This window comes from Frondihabitans sp. PhB188, from assembly GCF_003752365.1.
GTDB lineage: Bacteria > Actinomycetota > Actinomycetes > Actinomycetales > Microbacteriaceae > Frondihabitans.
Genome location: NZ_RJUO01000002.1, coordinates 272,105 through 291,529 on the forward strand (window position 1 = coordinate 272,105; position 19,425 = coordinate 291,529).

General features: G+C 69.8%; 13 protein-coding genes. 7 read left to right on the plus strand and 6 right to left on the minus strand.

All coding sequences use genetic code 11. The features are described from left to right. Positions 1–162: 162 nt before the first annotated feature. Together EDF46_RS06240 and EDF46_RS06245 are read right to left on the minus strand one after the other, a co-directional pair. Positions 163–2,157: a hypothetical protein gene (locus EDF46_RS06240; RefSeq protein ID WP_123505423.1), complete on the minus strand. Its 1,995-nt coding sequence runs from the start codon at positions 2,155–2,157 to the stop codon at positions 163–165. A 167-nt stretch (positions 2,158–2,324) separates the two neighbouring features. Then, entirely contained in the window at positions 2,325–4,424 is a 2,100-nt protein-coding gene (locus tag EDF46_RS06245; protein WP_123505424.1) for a hypothetical protein, read from the minus strand. A 178-nt stretch (positions 4,425–4,602) separates the two neighbouring features. On the opposite strand from EDF46_RS06245, the gene EDF46_RS06250 reads away from it, so the two are divergent. After that, the gene (locus tag EDF46_RS06250) at positions 4,603–6,156 is read left to right on the plus strand and encodes an amino acid permease (protein WP_123505425.1); all 1,554 of its coding nucleotides are present in this window, start codon (positions 4,603–4,605) and stop codon (positions 6,154–6,156) included. A 59-nt stretch (positions 6,157–6,215) separates the two neighbouring features. On the opposite strand, the gene EDF46_RS06255 is transcribed toward EDF46_RS06250, so the two are convergent. From EDF46_RS06255 to EDF46_RS06265, 3 genes are all read right to left on the minus strand, one after another. Further along, the gene (locus tag EDF46_RS06255) at positions 6,216–6,908 is read right to left on the minus strand and encodes a hypothetical protein (protein WP_123505426.1); all 693 of its coding nucleotides are present in this window, start codon (positions 6,906–6,908) and stop codon (positions 6,216–6,218) included. A 75-nt stretch (positions 6,909–6,983) separates the two neighbouring features. After that, positions 6,984–7,724 carry a GntR family transcriptional regulator gene (locus EDF46_RS06260; RefSeq protein WP_123505427.1) on the minus strand — a complete coding sequence of 247 codons (741 nt, stop codon included), beginning with the start codon at positions 7,722–7,724 and terminating at the stop codon, positions 6,984–6,986. Between the two features lie 9 nt (positions 7,725–7,733). Further along, positions 7,734–9,080 carry an aspartate aminotransferase family protein gene (locus EDF46_RS06265; protein ID WP_123505428.1) on the minus strand — a complete coding sequence of 449 codons (1,347 nt, stop codon included), beginning with the start codon at positions 9,078–9,080 and terminating at the stop codon, positions 7,734–7,736. A 189-nt stretch (positions 9,081–9,269) separates the two neighbouring features. Between EDF46_RS06265 and EDF46_RS06270 the strand changes: the two genes are divergently transcribed. Further along, positions 9,270–10,313 carry a phosphotransferase enzyme family protein gene (locus EDF46_RS06270; RefSeq protein ID WP_158614172.1) on the plus strand — a complete coding sequence of 348 codons (1,044 nt, stop codon included), beginning with the start codon at positions 9,270–9,272 and terminating at the stop codon, positions 10,311–10,313. A gap of 7 nt (positions 10,314–10,320) precedes the next feature. Here EDF46_RS06270 and EDF46_RS06275 read toward each other — a convergent pair whose 3' ends face one another. Beyond that, a complete protein-coding gene (locus EDF46_RS06275) occupies positions 10,321–11,832 on the minus strand; it encodes a PucR family transcriptional regulator (RefSeq protein WP_158614173.1) in 1,512 nt (503 codons plus the stop codon). A 131-nt stretch (positions 11,833–11,963) separates the two neighbouring features. Between EDF46_RS06275 and gabT the strand changes: the two genes are divergently transcribed. From gabT to EDF46_RS06300, 5 genes are all read left to right on the plus strand, one after another. Then, on the plus strand, positions 11,964–13,334 hold the full coding sequence (gabT, locus tag EDF46_RS06280) for a 4-aminobutyrate--2-oxoglutarate transaminase (protein WP_123505431.1): 1,371 nt from the start codon (positions 11,964–11,966) through the stop codon (positions 13,332–13,334). Further along, positions 13,331–14,818, plus strand: coding sequence for an NAD-dependent succinate-semialdehyde dehydrogenase (locus EDF46_RS06285; RefSeq protein ID WP_123505432.1), 1,488 nt, complete (start codon positions 13,331–13,333; stop codon positions 14,816–14,818). Before gabT ends, EDF46_RS06285 begins: the two co-directional genes overlap by 4 nt. A gap of 13 nt (positions 14,819–14,831) precedes the next feature. Continuing rightward, positions 14,832–16,253, plus strand: a complete 1,422-nt coding sequence (locus EDF46_RS06290; RefSeq protein ID WP_123505433.1) for an aminobutyraldehyde dehydrogenase — start codon at positions 14,832–14,834, stop codon at positions 16,251–16,253. A 75-nt stretch (positions 16,254–16,328) separates the two neighbouring features. After that, complete coding sequence (locus tag EDF46_RS06295; RefSeq protein WP_123505434.1) at positions 16,329–17,708, plus strand: NAD(P)/FAD-dependent oxidoreductase; 1,380 nt, start codon at positions 16,329–16,331, stop codon at positions 17,706–17,708. Positions 17,709–17,852: 144 nt separating this feature from the next. Beyond that, the gene (locus tag EDF46_RS06300; protein ID WP_123505435.1) at positions 17,853–19,415 is read left to right on the plus strand and encodes an APC family permease; all 1,563 of its coding nucleotides are present in this window, start codon (positions 17,853–17,855) and stop codon (positions 19,413–19,415) included. Positions 19,416–19,425: the final 10 nt, after the last annotated feature.

Consider the following 19,425-nt stretch of genomic DNA (forward strand, 5'->3'; position numbering starts at 1 on the left):
ACCCGTCCCGATCCGCATGCGTCGGTGGCCGCCAGGCGTTTCTCTGTCGTCGGCACCGCCAACTCGTCTGATTTCAAGGAGAATGTCGCCGCCGACGGCCGCGGATCGGCATGAACCTGTCGCCAGCCGCCCGAATCTCCTTGATTTTGCGAAGCGTGCCCGCTACTCCGCGTAGTAGCCGAGCACGTCGGCGACCAGGGCGCCCCCAGCGGCCGTCTTTTCCGCTCGATACGAGATTCCACCGTCAGCTCCGAGCTCGATCGTGATGTCGCGAGTCGCCGTCGCCCCCTTCGGCACGGACAACGCATGAGTCAGGGGTGCGCCGTAAAGCCCGGCACTGAACGCCGGACCGACCTCGTAGCCACTCGCCACAGCAGGCGTGACACCCGAGATGTCTGCGATGACGACGCGCGCGCGGTCGGGGATCCCGAGCCGGTCGGCTACGGAAAAGGCGATGGAGCGATCGCCCCCCGAGATCAGACCCGAACTCGATCGCGTGTCGACGACGCGTGTGCGGGCGGTCGGGATATAGCCGAGCGTCCCATCCGCGGAGAAGATTCCGTCAACCTGAACGCTGACACCCGACGAATCCGTGGAGTCGTAGATCCAGAATCGGCGCGCCGAGTCCGTCACCGGGACAATGAAAGTGTTGGAGGTCCTGATTCCGGGCCGCGTCGACAGGATCGTCGTCGCGGTCCCCGGATGCGACGCAGATGGTAAGCGCGTCGAGATACCTAGCCGCGTCGTCGCCTTCGGCGACTCCATCATTACTGTGACCTGCGCTGCAACGATGGTCGACGTGCCGAATGACGGAAGGTCGGAATAAGGCGGTGTCAGCGAGAAGGGGATGAAGCTTCCCGGGGTGCCCTTCACGACCGCGGAATAGCCGACGCGTGCCGTGTCCTTGTCCTCGGTCACCGGTGTGAATCCGTACCCGTGGGAGGACGCGAAGTACCCCTCGACGTCTACGACGAGGTCGGTCGTGCCCAGTACGTTCGTGAGGCGGATATTCCCGCTGGAGTCGAGCGCCACCGTCTGCTCCGTTGTGGTGTTCGCCGCCTTCGAGGAGCGCGCACCGGCATGAGTGTCGGCGCCCTGCAACCCGGGCGTCACCGAGACGGTCGTCGAGGCCGTCGGCGTGACGATCGTCACCTGCACTGTGACCGCGGTGGCATCGGCGGGAATTCCGACGTGTCCGCGCACGGCAAGGACCACGCTTCTCCCCGCTCCGACACGTCCCTTATGCCCGCCGACCGCAGTGCGCGTGTCGAGGATCCTGGCCGCCGTCACCGGCGTGAAGAGGTCGCCCGTCGCCGTCGACGAACGCATGGTCGCGCCGGCACTCAGCTCGGACGGGTCACTTCCAGACGCTGCCGCAACGCGGATCGTTCGTTTCGCGCCCACCTGGACCTCGACGATCCCCCTCCCCTTCGACGGATCTGACTTGACGACATCGACGATCTCGTAGAAGACGGAACCGTCGGCCGACCACGACGCGTCCGCTTCGTTCGCGCCCGCCACGCCGCTGGCCCCCGCGACTTCGTCGTCGGAGATGCCCGGATGCTCGGGCCCGCTGTCATCCCTGTAACGACCGATCCACATGGCGTTGTTGGTGATCAGATACGAGAAGGACGAACCGTCTGGGCCGATTCGAGGCTTCGAACCGTCGACATACTCCGGATGGGTGGAGCCGTCAGAGAGCAGCGTGAACCTCAGCTGGCCCCCCACCGAGCTGACGAGTCGGGCGTTGTCGCCGACCAGGACGGCGTCGGTACCCGCGTCGGCGGTTGCAAAGAGCTGAGCGCCGGTCGCGGCATCGACCACGACTTCCGTTCGCGAGGCGTCCGCCTCGATCCGCGTGTAGACCATCTTCGATCCGTCAGGGGACCACTTGGGATGCGCCACGGAGTCGGCGGCCGCAAGCGTCACGAGGAGGACCGGTGTGGACGACTCGTCGATCGGCTCGACGAACAGCCCCGCGGGTCCCTCCGGCGTGGGCGCCGTGTAGGCCAGCTGCGACGCGTCCGGCGAGATCGCGGGGTCGAGCACGGTCTGCCCCGCGAGGATCGTCCTTGTCGACCCGGTCGACGGCGTGCTGATCACGACGCCCGGCTCGTCACCGGCCAGGTACGCCAGCACCTCCGTCTTCGCGTGCACACCCGACGAAGCGGCGGCCGATGAAGGAGAAAGGGCAGGAACTACGGCCGACGCCGACGTCCCCACGCCGATCCCGCCGACGACTAGACCGGCCACCACCACGGCGGTGCCTGCGACTCGACGGCCAACTTTCCTGTACTCGGCTGCTGCGATCCGCGCCGAACGCATCACGGGCACGCCCTGGCCGCGACGACGCCCAAGCCGAGCTGGCTCGGACTTCCGAGGAGGGTCAGGCTGACAGCGGGGCCCGCCGTCCAGCGGTGTACGACCTCAGCTGGGACGCAGTCGGAATGGACGAGATCGACAGTTCCGCCGAGTCCGCGAGCGCGAGTCGCCCCCATCGCCGCGTCGACGACGTCACCCCCATTCACAGCGACTACGGACGCTGGCGCGCTGTCGTGGTCGGCATTGAGTGCGGCGGCGATGGCGTAGCGATCGGATCCGCCGTACCGCTTCACAGTCCCGAGACCGGCGAGCTGGGAAGCGATTCCGGAAGAGACTGTCGTCTCGTTGCCGAGGACGACAAAGGCCAGGGGGTCCGGGAAGCGTCCGGCGGACGTCAGATAGGACGTGACCGACGCGGGCAACGACGATGCGGAACCGTCGACGAGCACGAAGTCAGCCCCGCTGGTCGCAGCGGCCGACGGTCCGGCGAGCGCGGCCGCGTAGCTGTCGCGGTCGGCCACGTAGACCGTAGTGGCAATCTGGCCGGACGATGTCTCGGGAGTGGCCTCGACGTCGAGCAGGGTCGCGGTGGCGTCAGAACCCGCGATGCGTCGCACCCCGTTGCCGAACTTGTTTCGAAGGGTCGCGAACGCCGACGCCGAGACGATGCTCTCGTCACCGACGACGTAAATCCAGGTCCGGTCGACTCGGCCGATCTCGGCGATCGCAGCAGCAGAAGGGCCAGTCCGGGGGATGACCAGGAACTGGTTGCTCCGCGAGCGCCCGGAGACGGCGGCAAGACCGAGCATGAGAGCGGGGTCAGCGTCGGACGTGATGTAGGTCGCCGAACGGTCCGTCGAGTTTGTCAACCGCGACTCGACGACGGCGCTCCCGTAGCGGTCGGATCCCCAGTCCTGCCTGAGGGTCGCATGGAATCCCGTCGTGGTCATCGACACCTGGGACACAGTGCCGTCCCTGTAATTGGGGACGTAGACCGTTTTTCCAGTCACGCTCGGCAGCGCGAAGAGCGGATCGTTGCCGACCTTGATGTGGCGGACGACCGATGCGGTGGCAAGGGCGATCTGATCGACCGATCCTCCGTTGGTGGCCGGTCCGACGCTGACCACGAAGACGAATCGACCGTCGGGCGAGTAGTGCCACGCTGACGTCGGACCGGCAAGGTCGATCTCGCCGCGAATATGGCCCGTGGCTGCGTCGACGACCGTCAGGCCGCTGCCTAGGCGCACGATCACCGCGGAGCCGTCCGGAGTGACGGCGAGATTGCGGAAGCTGTTCGCCGCCGGAATCGTCACCGTGCGACGCACTGTCGCCGAATGAGCATCGATGATGTCGAGGACCCGGTCGTCGTCGCTGACGCCGCCAGTCCGAAGGGGCTCGATCACGGCGGCGACGGAGCCGTCGGACGCCACGGCGAGGTCCTCCTGTGACATTTTGGACGGCCAGCTCGTCGATCGCGACAGCACGGCGCCGGTGGAGGTCGAGGACCGGACGAATGTGGTCGCATCGGCAACCGAGTTGAAGTCGAGGCCGTACGAAGTCGCTCCACTGGCGCTGTACTGCTCCGCGAAGCCGGTCGGTCCGTCGGGCAGGACTGCCACCATGTTCGTGAGAGTGTCGAACAGCGCTGCGCCAGGATGGGAGTCGCGAGTCAGCAACAGGTAGCGGCCGTTGCTCTCGAGTCGCGCTTCGGCGGAGCCCGACGGGTCGGCAACTCTCCCCGTGACCTTTCGGGTCGCGGCGTCGATGATGCGGACGTAGCCTCTCGCGAGCACGTAGGCATGCCGTCCGGTGCGCGAGAAAGCCACGTCGGTCGCGCCCGGTACAGAGATAGTCCCGACAAGCTTCTTGGTGTGGACGTCGATCACCGAGACCGTCCCGTAGCTCGACGATGTGACGTAAAGCCACTTGTTGTCCGGCGACACGGCCTCACCGCTCGGGAAGTTGCCGACGGCGGTCGTGGTGACACCCGGCGTCGAGGCGTTCGTCGAGGCCACGGCCGACGACCCCGCACCCACGCCGGCAGCCACTACGACGCCCGCCGTGACGAGCGCGACCAGACGAGCTCTCGAGTACCTGCTCATGACTCCCCCAACTTTCAGACCGTGCAAATCATAGGGGATTGCCAGCTTGGCGCGAGCCCCCGACCGGGGGCCGCTTAACACGCTCGTTACAGCCCATTTATGAGGCGGTCACAAGCGCCCGCCCGCCGACCGCGAAAGTGAGGCCATCCACCACCCGCCAGCGAACAGGAGACCTCTGATGTCGACCGGAACCGGCTCCACGAACGGCGTGACGTACACGTCCGCCGACCCGAACTACTTCGAGAAGCGGCAGCTGCGCCGCACGGCCGGATTCTGGGGGATCTGGGGCATCGGCATCGCGGCCGTCATCTCAGGAGACTTCTCCGGCTGGAACGCAGGCATCACGAGCGCCGGCTGGGGCGGCCTCCTGATCGCGTCCGCCGTCGTGGTCGTGATGTTCTTCGGCATGATCTTCTCGATCGGCGAGATGAGCGCCGCGATGCCGCACACGGGCGGCGCGTACTCGTTCGCCCGCGCCTCGATGGGTCCGTGGGGCGGATTCGTGACGGGGCTCGCGGAGACGCTCGAGTACGTCCTCACGACGGCCGCGGTCGTGTACTTCTCGGCCGGGTACGCCGACCCGATCCTGACCGACCTGACCGGGGCGAGCCTGCCGATCTGGGTGTGGTGGATCATCCTGTACGCCGTGTTCATCGGCCTGAACTCGCTGGGGTCGAGCGTCTCGTTCCGGTTCGCGCTCGTGGTGGCGCTGATCTCGATCGGCGTGCTCGTGACGTTCGCGGTCATGGCCGTCTTCTCAGGGAAGCTGGACTTCGGCAGCCTGTTCGACGTGAAGCCGGACGCGGGCCAGACGGCTTTCCTGCCGCACGGGATCCTGCCGATCTTCTTCGCCCTGCCGTTCGGCGTCTGGCTGTTCCTCGGCATCGAGGAGCTCCCGCTGTCGGCCGAGGAGGCGCACAACCCGACGAAGGACATCCCGAAGGCCAGCGTGTGGGGCCTCGCCACGCTGATCGGCTGCGGCGCGATCGTGCTCGTGCTGAACCCCGCCGTGATCGGCGGGACCGCGGCCGGCGCCAGCCTCGAGCCCCTGCTCGACGGCTTCCGCGCGATCATTCCCAACGACAAGATAGCGGCCGTCCTGAGCGCGTTCGCCCTCGTCGGCCTGCTGGCCAGCCTCCAGGGCATCATGTTCGCCGCCGGCCGCAACATGTACTCGCTCTCGCGGGCCGGCTACTACCCGCGCGGCCTGTCGGTCACGGGCAAGCGCCAGACTCCGGTGATCGCGATCGCCGTAGCCTCCGCGATCGGCCTGATCGCGCTGTTCGCCGCCGAGAGGTCGACGCCGGGCGCCGGCGGCGGGCTCGTGCTGAACATCGCCGTCTGGGGCGCTGTCGTGTCGTACATGCTGCAGATGGTGTCGTTCCTGATCCTGCGCCGGAAGTTCCCGAACGCGAAGCGCCCCTACAAGTCGCCGTGGGGAGTCGCCGGGGCGTACATCGCCGGGATCATCGGGCTCGCGATCTTCGTGGGCGAGATCCTGAATCCCGCGCTCTGGTCGGCGATCGTGATCATGCTGATCGTGTACGCCGTCGGCCTGGTGCTGTTCGCCACGGTCGGCCGCAAGAACCTCGTGCTCGCCCCCGAGGAGGAGTACGCGCTCTCAGGAGGGCTGCACGGCGACCCGCAGGCCGAAGGCTACGACGCGATGGAATCCGAGATCTTCCCGCACGCCGTTCCCGATCCCGCGCCGCGGGAGTCCGACCTCGTGTAGTCGCGAGCGCAGGAACTGCCCCACCCCGCCCGGGGTGGGCCGGTTCACGCGCTCCCCCGTCACCACACCCGCGCGATGACCTCGTTCAGCAGCCCGTTCGTCGGGAAGTTCGCCTGGCTGATGTACACCCCGGTCGAGCCCCGGACGTAGTAGGTCGAACCGATCTCGACGCCGTACTGGCTGTCGGTCGTGACGCTCTGGCAGCGGGTGCCCTCGCCGAGGGGGACGCAGGTGAAGCCCTTGGACTTCAGCCCCGTGAGAAAGGCGACGGCCTTGACCGGGTCGACAGGGGCGATGACCATGTCGAGATTGGTGATGTCGGCCCGAGGGTCGCGCCACAGGCACTCGAGTCTGCGGCCGCTCGTCTGCGCACTGGCGGGAAGGAGTCCGAGCTTGCCCTTGAGGTCGTATCCGGCGGGGTTCAACGGCGTCGAGGCGAAGGTCTTCGCGTAGGTCGCCGCCGACATCGTCGCCTTGCACGAGGTCGGGACGGTTCCGTGGTCGTGGTGCGGGTCGGCCTCGGCGGTCGCCGTCGGCTTGGCCGTCGGCTTGGCCGTCGCTGACGGACCGGGCGTCGCAGTCGCGGATGCGGCGCCGCCCGAGGAGGGCCCGCCGGATGCACCGTCGCCCGGCGACGTGGACGGGCCCGCCGCAGAGGACACCGCGGGCGAGGTCGTCGCCGTGCCGGTGCACCCGGTCAGGATGAGCGTCGCCGCAAGCGCCGCGACGCCGAGATATGCCTTGCCCCGCATGTGATCCCCCTGTGAATCGACTATGCCCTCACAGTAGGCCGGTCGTCGGCCCGCGGGGTCAGTCGGAAGAATGATTCAGCGCCCGGTGGGCACGCGCTTCCACCGGGCCCCGTAGCGGCGCAGCGAGATCCGGGTGCGGTCGGCTCGGAAGAAGTCGTGGGAGAACTCGATGGCCGCCTCGGACGCGTCGAACGTGATGCGCCAGATCTCGAACAGGGGCGCGCCGACCTCCACACCGAGGATCGCCGCCTGCTCGGACGTCGCCGCCACGACGTCGATGGTCTCGTCGGCCTGAGCCATCTCGACGCGGTAGTCGCGCGACAGCACGCGGTAGACCGACCCGGTGTGGTCGCTGTCCTGGAAGCCGGGCACGAGCCGCATGGGAAGCACCATCGTGTCGAGAGACAGCGGGATGCCGTCGGCGTCGCGCCGTCGACGCATCCGGAAGACGTTCTCGCCGTCGGCCAGGCCGAGGCTCCGCTGCTCGGACGGCGACGCCACGCCGATCCCCTCCGACAGCACCTCCGTCGACGAGGTGAAGCCCTGCTGGCGCAGCATGTCGGGCACGCCCATGATCGTGTTGAGCTGGCGCTCGATCTTGCCGTCGGCGACGAACACCCCGCCGGTCCGGCCCATGGTGCGCCGGATCACCGCCGCCGACTCGAGCTCCTCGAGGGCCTCGCGCAGAGCCGAGCGAGGCACCCCGAACTGCTCGGCGATGGCCCGCTCCGATCCGATGCGATCGCCCACGCGCAGCTCGGCGCGCGCGATCATCCGCCGCAGGCGCTCGGCGAGCTCGGAGTGGTCTCGGGGCACGCGATGAGCTTAGATGCCGAGCGCGGTCAGCGATCCGTCGAGGGCCTCGACGAGCCGGGGCACGTCGTCCTCGTCGAATGCCAGGGGAGGACGCAGCTTCAGGACGCTGTTGGTGGGGCCGCACACGCTGGTGAGCACCCGGCGGTCGCGGAGCTCTTCGAGGAGGGCGAGGGCGGAGCGCGTTCCTGCGACCTTGGTGCCGGGGTCGTCGACGATCTCGACGCCGGTGTACTGGCCGGATCCGCGGACGTCTCCGATGCCGGGGTGCGCGGGCACGAGCTCGCGGATCGCGTCGCGGAGGACGGCTCCGACGCGAAGGGCCTTGGCCTGGAGCCCGTCGTCGCGGATGACGTCGAGCACGGCCTGGGCAGCGGCGATCGCGACGGGGTTGCCGCCGAAGGTGTTGAAGTACGGGCGCCGGGTGCTGAACGCCTCGAGCACCTCCCGGCGCGCGGCCATGGACGCAATCGGGAAGCCGTTGCCCATGGGCTTGCCGGTCGTCACCAGATCAGGAACGAAGCCGTGGCGCGCGAACCCCCAGAACGCCTCGCCGGTGCGGCCGAACCCGGGCTGCACCTCGTCGGCGATGACGACGCCGCCGTGCTGGTGCACGAGCTCGAGCGCGGCGTGGATCATGCCGGGCTCGCCCAGGAAGATCCCGTCGGACGAGAACGACGAGTCGAGAATGAGCCCGGCGAACCCGTCGCTCGACGCCTCGATGTCGGCGATCGCCGCGGTGACCTGAGCCAGCCACCAGGCGCCTGCGCCCTCGGCCGTCTCGGAGCCGAGCCGGTAGGTGTCGGGCGGGTCGACGATGCGCAGCGTCGGGTCCATCGTCTCGGGCCCGCGGAGCGACGGCGAGTGCGCCGAGACCAGCGCCGTGTTGCCGTGGTACGCCTCGCTCGTCGCGATCCAGGCGGTTCCGCCGGTGTACTCGCGGCCGACGCGCAGGGCCAGGTCGTTCGCCTCGGAGCCGGTGCAGACGAACATGACCTGGTCGATCTCGTCGGGCATCGTCGACAGGAGGTCGTCGGCGTAGTTCAGGACGCCCTCGTGCAGGTAGCGCGTGTGGGTGTTGAGCTCGGACATCTGCTTGCGCACGGCCTCGACGACGCGGGGGTGGGCATGCCCGATGCTCGGCACGTTGTTGTAGAGGTCGAGGTACTCGTTTCCCTGGGCGTCCCAGGCGTGGGCGCCGCGGCCCCGGACGATCTCGACCGGGTGCTTGTAGAACAGGCGGTAGGCGGCCCCGAGCACTTCGCGCCGCTCTGTCAAGGCACGCGTGCGCGGGTCGAGCGCGGCGGCGTCCTCGGCCTTGAAGCTGTTGCCGTCGAGGATGGAAGCGGTGTTCGCCATGGGGGTCCCGTCGTTCGTGGGTGCACGTCCATTCTCCGAGGGCGCGGTGCCCGGCGGGGACACCCCGTGTTGCCGGGACGTTACCAACCGCCCCGGCCGGATGAATGGCGTGTTACGGGCGTGAACGGCTGGTAAAGGATGGGGCGCGAGGGCCTGAGTTCCTGCGCCCCGCCCCTAGGTTTCTGTCTCATGACGACCGAGCAGATGGCGGGTTCGCTCGCGGCTTTCGATCACGTGGGCCGCGGCGACGACGCCCCCTCCTGGGTGCACGCCGGCGTGTGCGGCCGCTGGGCCCTGCCCCCGGAGCGCACGGCTGTCACGCTGATCGCCGTCTCGGAGAACATCACGTTCAAGGTGGCGGTCGACGGCGTGCCGGGCCTGGTCGTCCGGCTGGGCCGCCCCGGGTACGCGGTGAGCGTCGAGCACGTGCGAAGCGAGCTGCTCTGGGTGGAGGCCCTGCAGCGCGACGCGGGGGTGCCGACGCCGTCGCCGCGACACGGGGAGGACGGCGACCTGGTGCAGTTCCTGACCGACGACACCAGGGCCGCCTGGACGGCCGTCGGGTTCGACTTCGTGACCGGCACCATCCTCGAGGATCAAATCGACTTCGCCGACCACTTCGTCGAGATCGGCCGGCTGACCGCGCAGCTGCACGAGCACTCCCGCGGCTGGGAGTCGCCGGCCCGGTTCCAGCGCTTCGACTGGTCGCTCGACGACATGACGGGCGGGCTGGCGCGCTGGGGCGACTGGCGGAACGCGCCGCTGACTCAGGCGGATCGCGCCGTGCTGGAGCGGGCGGAGCACTCGGCCCGCGCCACGCTGTCGGGAATCCTGAGGACGCCGCAGCACTGGGGCCTCATCCACTCCGACCTCCGCCCGTCGAACGTCATAACGCACGAGGGCGCGATGACGATCATCGACTTCGACGACTGCGGGTACGGCTTCTACCTCTACGACTTCGGCTCGGCGCTGACCTTCTACGAGCACCGGCCCGCCGCCCTCGAGATGGGCGCGCGCTGGCTCGACGGCTACCGCGAGGTGGCACCGCTGTCACGCGACGACCTCGAGGTCGCGGGGTCGCTCTCGCTGATGCGCCGGCTCACGATGCTCGGCTGGGCGACCACGCACCGCGCCGACGCACTGCCCGCCGACCTCTGGGACGAGAACTTGCCCGGCACGGTCGAGGTCGGCGCCCGCTACCTCGCCGACCCGCTGTGGCTGGTCGGCGCCTAGCGCTTCGTCAGGCCCGCGACGCCTGAAGCAGCGCCCACAGCTCGGCCCGCCCGGCGAACGACTCGAGATCCAGATCGAGCAGGATGCCGACTCTCGCGATGCGGGCCTTGAGCGTGTGCCGGTGCAGGCCCGCCTCGCGCGCCGCCGACTCCCAGTGCCCGTTGTGGTCGAGCCAGAGCCGCGAGCACGCGACGAGGTCGCCCGGCTCGCCGTCGAGGGCCCCGAGCCGTCGCCTGGCGAGGCTCTCGGCCGCCGGCGACCACAGGTCGTCGAGCAGTCCCGCCGCCGAGTCGCCGAAGACGTGCAGGCCGGCCCCGGGGTCCTGACCGAGCGCCCGCGTCGCCTGAGCGAGCCCCGTGGCGGCCTCGACGGGCGCGAGCACCGACGACAGGCCGATCGGCAGGACGGCCAGCGCCGGCGTCGTGTCGACGAGCCGGGACAGGTCGTCGGTCGATGCCGCCGGCAGCAGGAAGACGATGCGCTCGGCCATGGCGTCGGCGAAGGCGAGGTGCCTGCGAGTGAGCGCGTCGACGAGCCGCCAGCGCTCGGACGGCTGCGAGGACCTCGCCAGCACGACCACCCCGACCCGGAGCGCGTCGGGGATCTCGGCGTCGAACTCGGCGGCCGCCGCGACGGCGCCCGGGAGGTGCCCGTCGAGCAGGAGCCGCACGATGACGGCGCCGAGCCGCTGCTCGAGGTGGCGCTCGGCGTCGCCGTAGCGGAGCAGCACCTCGACGATCGCGACCGCGCTGGTGACGACGGCCTGCATGGCGACGTCGTTGCGGCCGGCCCCGGCCACGCCGATGGCCCCGCGGAGTCCGCCGCGCGGGCCGAGCGTCTGCGTCGTCGCGAAGCCCGGCCAGCCCGGCAGGGTCGTCTCGACGCTGGCCCGCGAGCCGCGCCCGAGGATCCTCCGCCCCTCGGCGACGAGGGCGTCGAGCCCGGTGCCGCGCGCGTTCTCCTCGATGACGACGTCGCCGGTCGACGACAGGATGACGACCGCGCCCTCGACCTGCTCGGCTAGCGCGCGCACGACGGCGACCAGGGTTCCTGCGGTGAGGGCGGCGACCGAGACGGCCCGCTGAGCGCCGAGCGTCCACGCGTCGCGCTCGTGCTCCCTGGCGGCGATCCGGTCGGCGACCCAGCGGATCAGCGCGATGAACGGCACCTCGTACGGCACCTCGACCAGGGTGACGCCGCGGGCCGCACAGGCGTCTACGAGCGGCTGCGGGGTGCCCTCGCGGATCACCTCGAGGCCGAAGCCGAGCGCGACGGCACCGGCCGCGACGAGACGGTCGACGTAGTCGGCGTAGAACTCGTCGGCGTCGTCGAGCGGAAACTGCGTCCCCGTCGTGAGAAGCATCGTGTCGCCGGTCAGGAACGGCGTCGGGTCGACGAGGTCGGAGCTGTGCACCCAGTCGATCTCGGTGTCGCGCCCGTCGCCGGTCAGGCGCGGGATCAGCCGCAGGGCGGACTCGGCGAGAAGGCCTCGGACAGTGGGAGGCGTGGTGGTCTGCACGCGCCACAGGCTATCCCCCGATTGCCGCTCGGGCCACCGGTTGTCCACAGTCCTGCCGAAACGGCATCGCCGGGGGTGCGCTCTCTCCCTAGTGTCTCGTCTAACCGATCCACCGTTTTCTAGGAGGCGCCATGACGCTCGTCGACTCCCGGCTGTCCAGCGACGGCCGCGCTCACGTCGGGGGGCCTTCTCTCCCGCAGGAACGCCGCCTGGTCACCGAGATCCCCGGCCCCCGATCGCGCGAGCTCCTCGCCCGCAAGAACTCGGCGGTGGCCCGCGGCGTCGGGATCACCCTCCCCGTCTTCACCGACGTCGCGGGCGGCGGCGTGCTCGTCGACGTCGACGGCAACAGCCTCATCGACTTCGGCACGGGCATCGCCGTCACCGGAGTCGGCAATGCAGCCCCCCGGGTGGTCGCCGCCGTGCACGAACAGGTCGACCGCTTCACGCACACCTGCTTCATGATCACCGGCTACGACTCCTACGTCGACGTCGCCGAAGCCCTCAACCGACTGACGCCGGGCGATCACGACAAGCGCACCGCGCTCTTCAACACGGGCGCCGAGGCGGTCGAGAACGCCGTCAAGATCGCGCGCTCGTACACGGGGCGACCCGCGGTCATCGCATTCGACCACGCGTACCACGGGCGCACCAACCTGACGATGGCGCTGACCGCCAAGTCGATGCCCTACAAGAGCGGCTTCGGCCCGTTCGCCCCCGAGATCTACCGGGCGCCGCTGTCGTATCCGTTCCACGACGGGCTCTCCGGCCCCGAGGCCGCGAAGCGCGCGATCGCCATGATCGAGAAGCAGGTGGGCGCGGCCAGCACGGCCGCGATCATCATCGAGCCGATCCAGGGCGAGGGCGGCTTCATCGTCCCCGCGCCGGGCTTCCTGACCGCGCTCTCCGAGTGGGCGACGGCGAACGGCGTCGTGTTCATCGCCGACGAGGTGCAGACCGGCTTCGCCCGCACCGGCGCCATGTTCGCCAGCGAGCACGAGCGGCTCGTCCCCGACCTCATCGTCACCGCCAAGGGCATCGCCGGCGGCCTGCCCCTCTCGGCCGTCACCGGCCGCACCGAGATCATGGACGCCCCGCACGTCGGCGGTCTCGGCGGCACCTACGGAGGCAACCCGATCGCGTGCGCGGCGGCTCTCGCCGCCATCGAGTCGTACGAGCACGACGGGCTGGTCGCCCGGGCCGGCGAGATCGAGCAGATCATGAAGGCCCGGCTCTCGGAGCGCCAGGCCTCCGATCGGCGGATCGGCGACGTGCGCGGACGAGGCGCCATGATCGCCGTCGAGCTGGTCGACCCCGCGACCGGCGAGCCCGACGCGGCCCTCACCTCCCGTGTGGCGGCCGCCAGTCATGCCGCCGGGGTGATACTCCTGACCTGCGGCACCTACGGCAACGTCATCCGGTTCCTGCCGCCGCTCTCGATCGGCGACGCGCTCCTGCATGAAGGGCTCGACGTGGTCGCCCAGGCATTGGAGGCCGCATGACCATCACGACGACTCGCGAAGCCGAGCTGCTCGCGACGATCCCGACCGGGCTGCTGATCCACGGCGTCTGGCGCGACGCCACCGGCGGCGAGACGTTCGGCGTCGTCGACCCCGCCACCGGCGAGACGCTCGCGCAGGTCGCCGACGCCTCGCCCGCAGACGCCGTCGCCGCGCTCGACGCCGCGGTCGGGGCCGCCGACGAGTGGGCGGCGACCCCGCCCCGCAAGAGAGGCGAGATCCTGCGGCGCGCGTTCGACCTGACCATCGCGCGCGCGGACGACCTCGCGCTGCTCATGACCCTCGAGATGGGCAAGTCGCTCCCGGAGGCGAGGGGCGAGGTCACGTACGGCGCGGAGTTCCTGCGCTGGTTCTCGGAGGAGGCCGTCCGCATCTCGGGCAGCTACGGGACGAACCCCGAGGGCACGGGCACGACGATCGTGTCGCATCGCCCCGTCGGGCCCTGCTTCCTGATCACGCCGTGGAACTTCCCGCTCGCGATGGCCACACGCAAGATCGCGCCGGCGCTGGCCGCCGGGTGCACCGTGGTGCTCAAGCCGGCCGAGCTGACGCCGCTCACGAGCCTCGCGTTCGCGGCGATCCTGATCGAGGCGGGAGTGCCCGCCGGTGTCGTCAACGTCGTCACCACCACGGACGCGTCCGGCGTCTCATCCGCCGTCATGGCCGACGACCGCCTGCGCAAGGTGAGCTTCACCGGCTCGACCCCGGTCGGCAAGATCCTGCTGAAGCAGGCGGCCGACAACGTGCTCCGCACCTCCATGGAGCTCGGCGGCAACGCGCCCTTCCTGGTGTTCGACGACGCCGACCTCGACAAGGCGGTCGACGGGGCCATGCTCGCCAAGTTCCGCAACATCGGCGAGGCCTGCACCGCCGCCAACCGCTTCTTCGTGCAGTCGGGGGTCGCCGACGAGTTCGCCGCCCGACTGACGGCGCGCGTCGAGGCGCTCCGCGTCGGCCGCGGCACCGAGGACGGCGTCTCGATCGGCCCCCTCATCAACGAGGCGGCAGTCAGCAAGAGCGCCGAACTCGTCGGCGACGCCGTCTCACGCGGCGCGTCCGTGCTCTCGGGCGGCTCGGCCGTCGACGGGCCGGGCACCTTCTTCGAGCCCACCGTCCTCACCGGCATCCAGCCGGGCACGCGACTCCTCCGCGAGGAGGTCTTCGGGCCTGTCGCAGCGATCGCGACCTTCGAGACCGAGACGGAGGGCGTCGAGATGGCGAACGACACCGAGTTCGGCCTGGTGTCGTACGCCTTCACCACCGACCTCGCGCGGGGCCAGAGGTTGATCGCCTCGCTCCGCTCCGGCATGCTCGGTCTGAACTCCGGCGTCGTGTCGAACGCGGCCGCGCCCTTCGGCGGCGTCAAGTCGTCGGGTCTCGGACGCGAGGGCGGCGCTCAGGGCATCCACGAGTACCTCGACACGTCCTACACGTTCGTTCCGCTGACCACTTCCGACGACGCCTGAACCGGAGCGATCCATGCCTCTTGAGCCACTGCAGAACTTCATCGGCGGCGAGTTCGTACCCGCCCGGGGCGATGCGACGATCGACGTCGTCGACCCGCGCACCGAGGAGGTCGTCGCGGTATCGCCGGTCTCGGTCGCAGCCGACGTGGACGCCGCGATGGCCGCGGCCGACGCCGCGCTGCCCGGCTGGAAGCGGTCCACGCCGAGCGTCCGCCAGAAGGCGCTGCTCGCGCTGGCCGACGCACTGGAGGCCCGCTCGGACGACCTCGTCGAAGCCCAGGCCCGCAACACCGGCCAGCCGAAGGCGACGATCGCGGCCGAGGAGGTCGCGGTGGGGGCCGATCAGATCCGGTACTTCGCCGGTGCCGCACGGATGCTCGACGGCGTCGCCTCGGGCGAGTACCTCGAGGGGCTGACCTCGTCGGTGCGGCGCGAGCCGATCGGCGTCGTAGCCCAGGTCACCCCGTGGAACTACCCGCTGATGTTGGCGCTCTGGAAGATCGGCCCGGCCCTGGCCGCCGGCAACACCATCGTGCTGAAGCCCAGCGACACGACCCCCGAGTCCACGCTCGTGCTGGCCGACCTCACCCGCGGCATCCTGCCCGACGGCGTCTTCAACGTCGTGCTCGGCGACGCCTCGACGGGCTCGCTCCTCACCGAGCACCCGACTCCGGGCCTCGTCGCGATCACCGGCAGCGTCCGCGCGGGCCGCGCGGTCGCGACCTCGGGCGCAGCGGGGCTCAAGCGGGTCCACCTCGAGCTCGGCGGCAAGGCACCCGTCGTCGTCTTCCCCGACGTCGACATCGACGCGTCTGCCGAGGCGATCGCCCAGGCCGCCTTCTTCAACGCCGGCCAGGACTGCACGGCCGCGACCCGCGTCGTCGTGCACCGTTCGATCCACGACGCCTTCGTCGACGCGCTCGTGCGGGCTGCCGAGGCCACGATCACCGGCGACTCCGACGAGGCGTTCTACGGACCCCTCAACAACGCCCGTCACTTCGCCGCCGTCTCGGCCGCCGTCGAGGCGCTGCCCGATCACGCGACGGTCCGCACCGGCGGCTTCCGGGTCGGCAGCGTCGGCTACTACTACGCCCCGACGGTGGTCGCCGACGTCGAGCAGACGGACTCGATCGTCCAAGACGAGGTGTTCGGCCCGGTGCTCACCGTGCAGGCCTTCGACACTGACGACGAGGCTCTCGAGATGGCGAACGGCGTGCGGTACGCGCTCGCATCGAGCGTCTGGACGAACCAGCACCAGACCGCCGAGCGGTTCGCGCGCGACCTCGACTTCGGCTGCGTCTGGATCAACACCCACATCCCGCTGGCGGCGGAGATGCCGCACGGCGGCTTCAAGGAGTCCGGCTATGGCAAAGACCTGTCGCGGTACTCGATCGACGACTACACGCGGGTGAAGCACGTCATGAGTGCCCATTGACGACGCCGAGCGCCGCCGATGGGCACCCATGACAGCCCACGCACCGTTTGTCAGCTCTGCCCCAAGGAGATCAGCATGACCACCACCCTCACCTGCGACGTCGTCGTCATCGGTGCCGGCGCGACCGGCCTGACCGCCGCGACCGACCTCGTCCGCTCCGGCCACAGCGTCATCGTGCTCGAGGCCCGCGACCGGGTCGGCGGACGCCTGTGGACCAACGACATCGACGGCCAGATGTTCGAGATCGGCGGCCAGTGGGTCTCTCCCGACCAGACGGCGCTCATAGCCACCCTCGACGAGCTGGGGCTCGAGACGTACTCGCGCTTCCGCGACGGCGAGAGCGTCTACGTCGGCCGCGACAGCGAGCCCAAGCGCTTCACCGGAGACATCTTTCCGGCGTCGAAGACGACCGAGCGCGAGATCGAGCGCCTGATCGAGGTGCTCGACGAGCTGACCGCGCAGACCGACCCGGACGCACCGTGGAACCACCCGCGTGCCGTCGAGCTCGACCACGTCTCGTTCAAGGACTGGCTGGCCACTCAGTCGGACGACGAGGAGGCCCGCGACAACATCGCCCTCTTCATCGCCGACGCGATGCTCACGAAGCCGGCCCACGCCTTCTCGGCACTGCAGGCCCTCCTGATGGCGGCGAGCGCCGGCAGCTTCTCCAACCTCGTCGACGCCGACTTCATCCTCGACAAGCGCGTGGTCGGAGGCCTGCAGAGCGTGCCGCTGGCCCTGGCGGCACGACTCGGCGACAACGTGCACCTCGGCGAGGCCGTCCGCACGCTCGAGTGGGGCGACGACGGGGTCGCCGCCGTCACGGACTCGCTGCGGGTCGAGGCGAAGCGGGCGCTGGTCGCCGTCCCGCCGAACCTCTACAACCGCATCGCCTACAACCCGCCGCTGCCGCGCCGACGCCAGCAGCTGCACCAGCACCTCTCGCTCGGTCTCGTGATCAAGGTCCACGCGACCTACGAGACCCCGTTCTGGCGCGAGTCGGGCCTTTCGGGCACGGCGTTCAGCCCCTATCAGCTCGTCCACGAGGCCTACGACAACAGCAACCACGGCGAGACGCGGGGCACGCTGGTCGGCTTCGTCTCGGACGAGAAGGCCGACCGCCTGTTCGCGCTCTCGCCCGACGAGCGCCGGGCCGAGATCCTGAGCTCCCTCGCCGCCTACTACGGCCCCGCGGCACTGGAGCCGGTCGTCTACTACGAGAGCGACTGGGCCGCCGAAGAGTGGACCCAGGGGGCCTACGCGGCCAGCTTCGACCTGGGCGGACTCACGCGGTACGGTGCCGATCAGCACTCGGCGGTCGGCCCGATCCGCTTCGGCTCGAGCGACATCGCCGGTCTCGGCTTCCAGCACGTCGACGGCGCGATCCGCATGGGGCATCGCCTCGGCACCGAGATCGCGGCGTCGCTTCCGGCGACGGCAGGGGTCACCCCCTAGCCGCCGCTCCGCTCCACCGTCTCCGCCCGCACTCGAACGACCACCCGAACGCGCACCTCCTGCACCACGCTCTGCCCTGCTCCACCCCTTCCCGCAACCTCGACGGCGCACCCGACCGTCCCGATTGAAAGAAGCTCGGCACCCATGGCACTCGACTTCGACACGCAGGCGGTCGCTCCGGCGGCCACCGAAAGCAGCAAGCTGAAGAAGCACTTCGGCCGGTTCGACATCCTGTTCTTCCTGATCTGCACCATCGTCGGGGTCGACACGATCGCCGCGGTCGCGGCGGCAGGCGGCGAGGCCTTCACCTGGATGGTGATCTTCGCGATCATCTTCTTCGTGCCGCAGGCGCTCCTCTTCTCCGAGCTCGGCACCGCCTTCCCGCAGCAGGGCGGCCCGTACCTGTGGACCAGGATGGCTTTCGGCCACCTGGTCGGCGCGATCAACAACGTCCTGTACTGGATCACGAACCCGGTCTGGCTCGGCGGAACGCTCGCCGGCGTCGCGGCCTACGCTCTGCGGGAGTTCTTCAACGGCGGCAAGGACTTCTCCACGCCGGTCTACTACCTGATCACGGTGCCGTTCATCTGGGTCGCCGTGCTGGCCGCGGTCCTGTCGTTCCGGGTCGGCAAGTGGATCACCACCGTCGGCGCCTTCGCCCGCTTCGTGCTGCTCGGCGTCTTCGTGATCACTGTCATCGCCTACGGCGTCCAGAACGGCGTCCACGGTCTCGGCGCCAGCAGCTTCCTCCCCACCGCCGGCGGCTTCGTCGGGCTCATCGGCGTGCTGCTGTTCAACTTCGTCGGGTTCGAGCTGCCCAACAGCGCCGGCGAGGAGATGAAGGACTCCACGGCCGACGTGCCGTTCGCGATCGCGCGCGGGGCCGCCTTCTCGTTCCTCCTCTACGCGGTCCCGATCCTGGGCATCCTGCTCGTGATCCCTGCCGACCAGGTCACCAGCCTCGGCGGCTTCGTCGACGCGATCAAGTCGGTCTTCACCGTGTACGGCGGCTCGATCGCCTCCGACGGCGTCCCGACCCTCACGGGTGCCGGAGCGGTGCTGGGCGGGGTCGCCGGCATCGTCGTCGTGATCTGCGTGCTCACGTCGGGCGTCACCTGGATCATGGGCTCCGACCGCGCCCTGGCGGTGTCGGGCTACGACGGTGCCGCTCCCCGCTCGCTGGGCGTGATCAACGCCAAGCTGGGCACGCCGGTCCGCGTCAACATCTTCAGCGGCATCGTCTCGACGCTCGTGCTGGTCCTCGCCACCTCGATCACGGGCGGCGACGCGTACAAGTTCTTCACCGCCGTGCTCGGCGTGACGATCTCGACGACGCTGATCAGCTACCTGCTGATCTTCCCGTCGCTGTGGAAGCTCCGTCGCAGCCACCCCGACACTCCGCGCCCCTACAGGATGCCCGCGCACCGTTTCCTGACGATCCTGCTGATGGTCACGCTCGCGTTCGCCGTCGTCCAGCTGATGGCGCCCGGCGCCGGGTTCAACTGGTTCGGCAAAGACTTCCGCCCGGACGGCTGGAAGGCGAGCGAGGGCGACCTGTACCTCCTGACCGAGCTGCTGCCGGTGCTCGCGTTCATCGTGCTCGGCGTCGTCTTCTGGGCGCTCGGAACGAAGACCCGCCGCGAGAACCTCGCGATGGAGGCGGAGCTGAAGAAGGCCAAAGCCGAACTCGGTCCGACGTTCCACTGACGACGAAGAC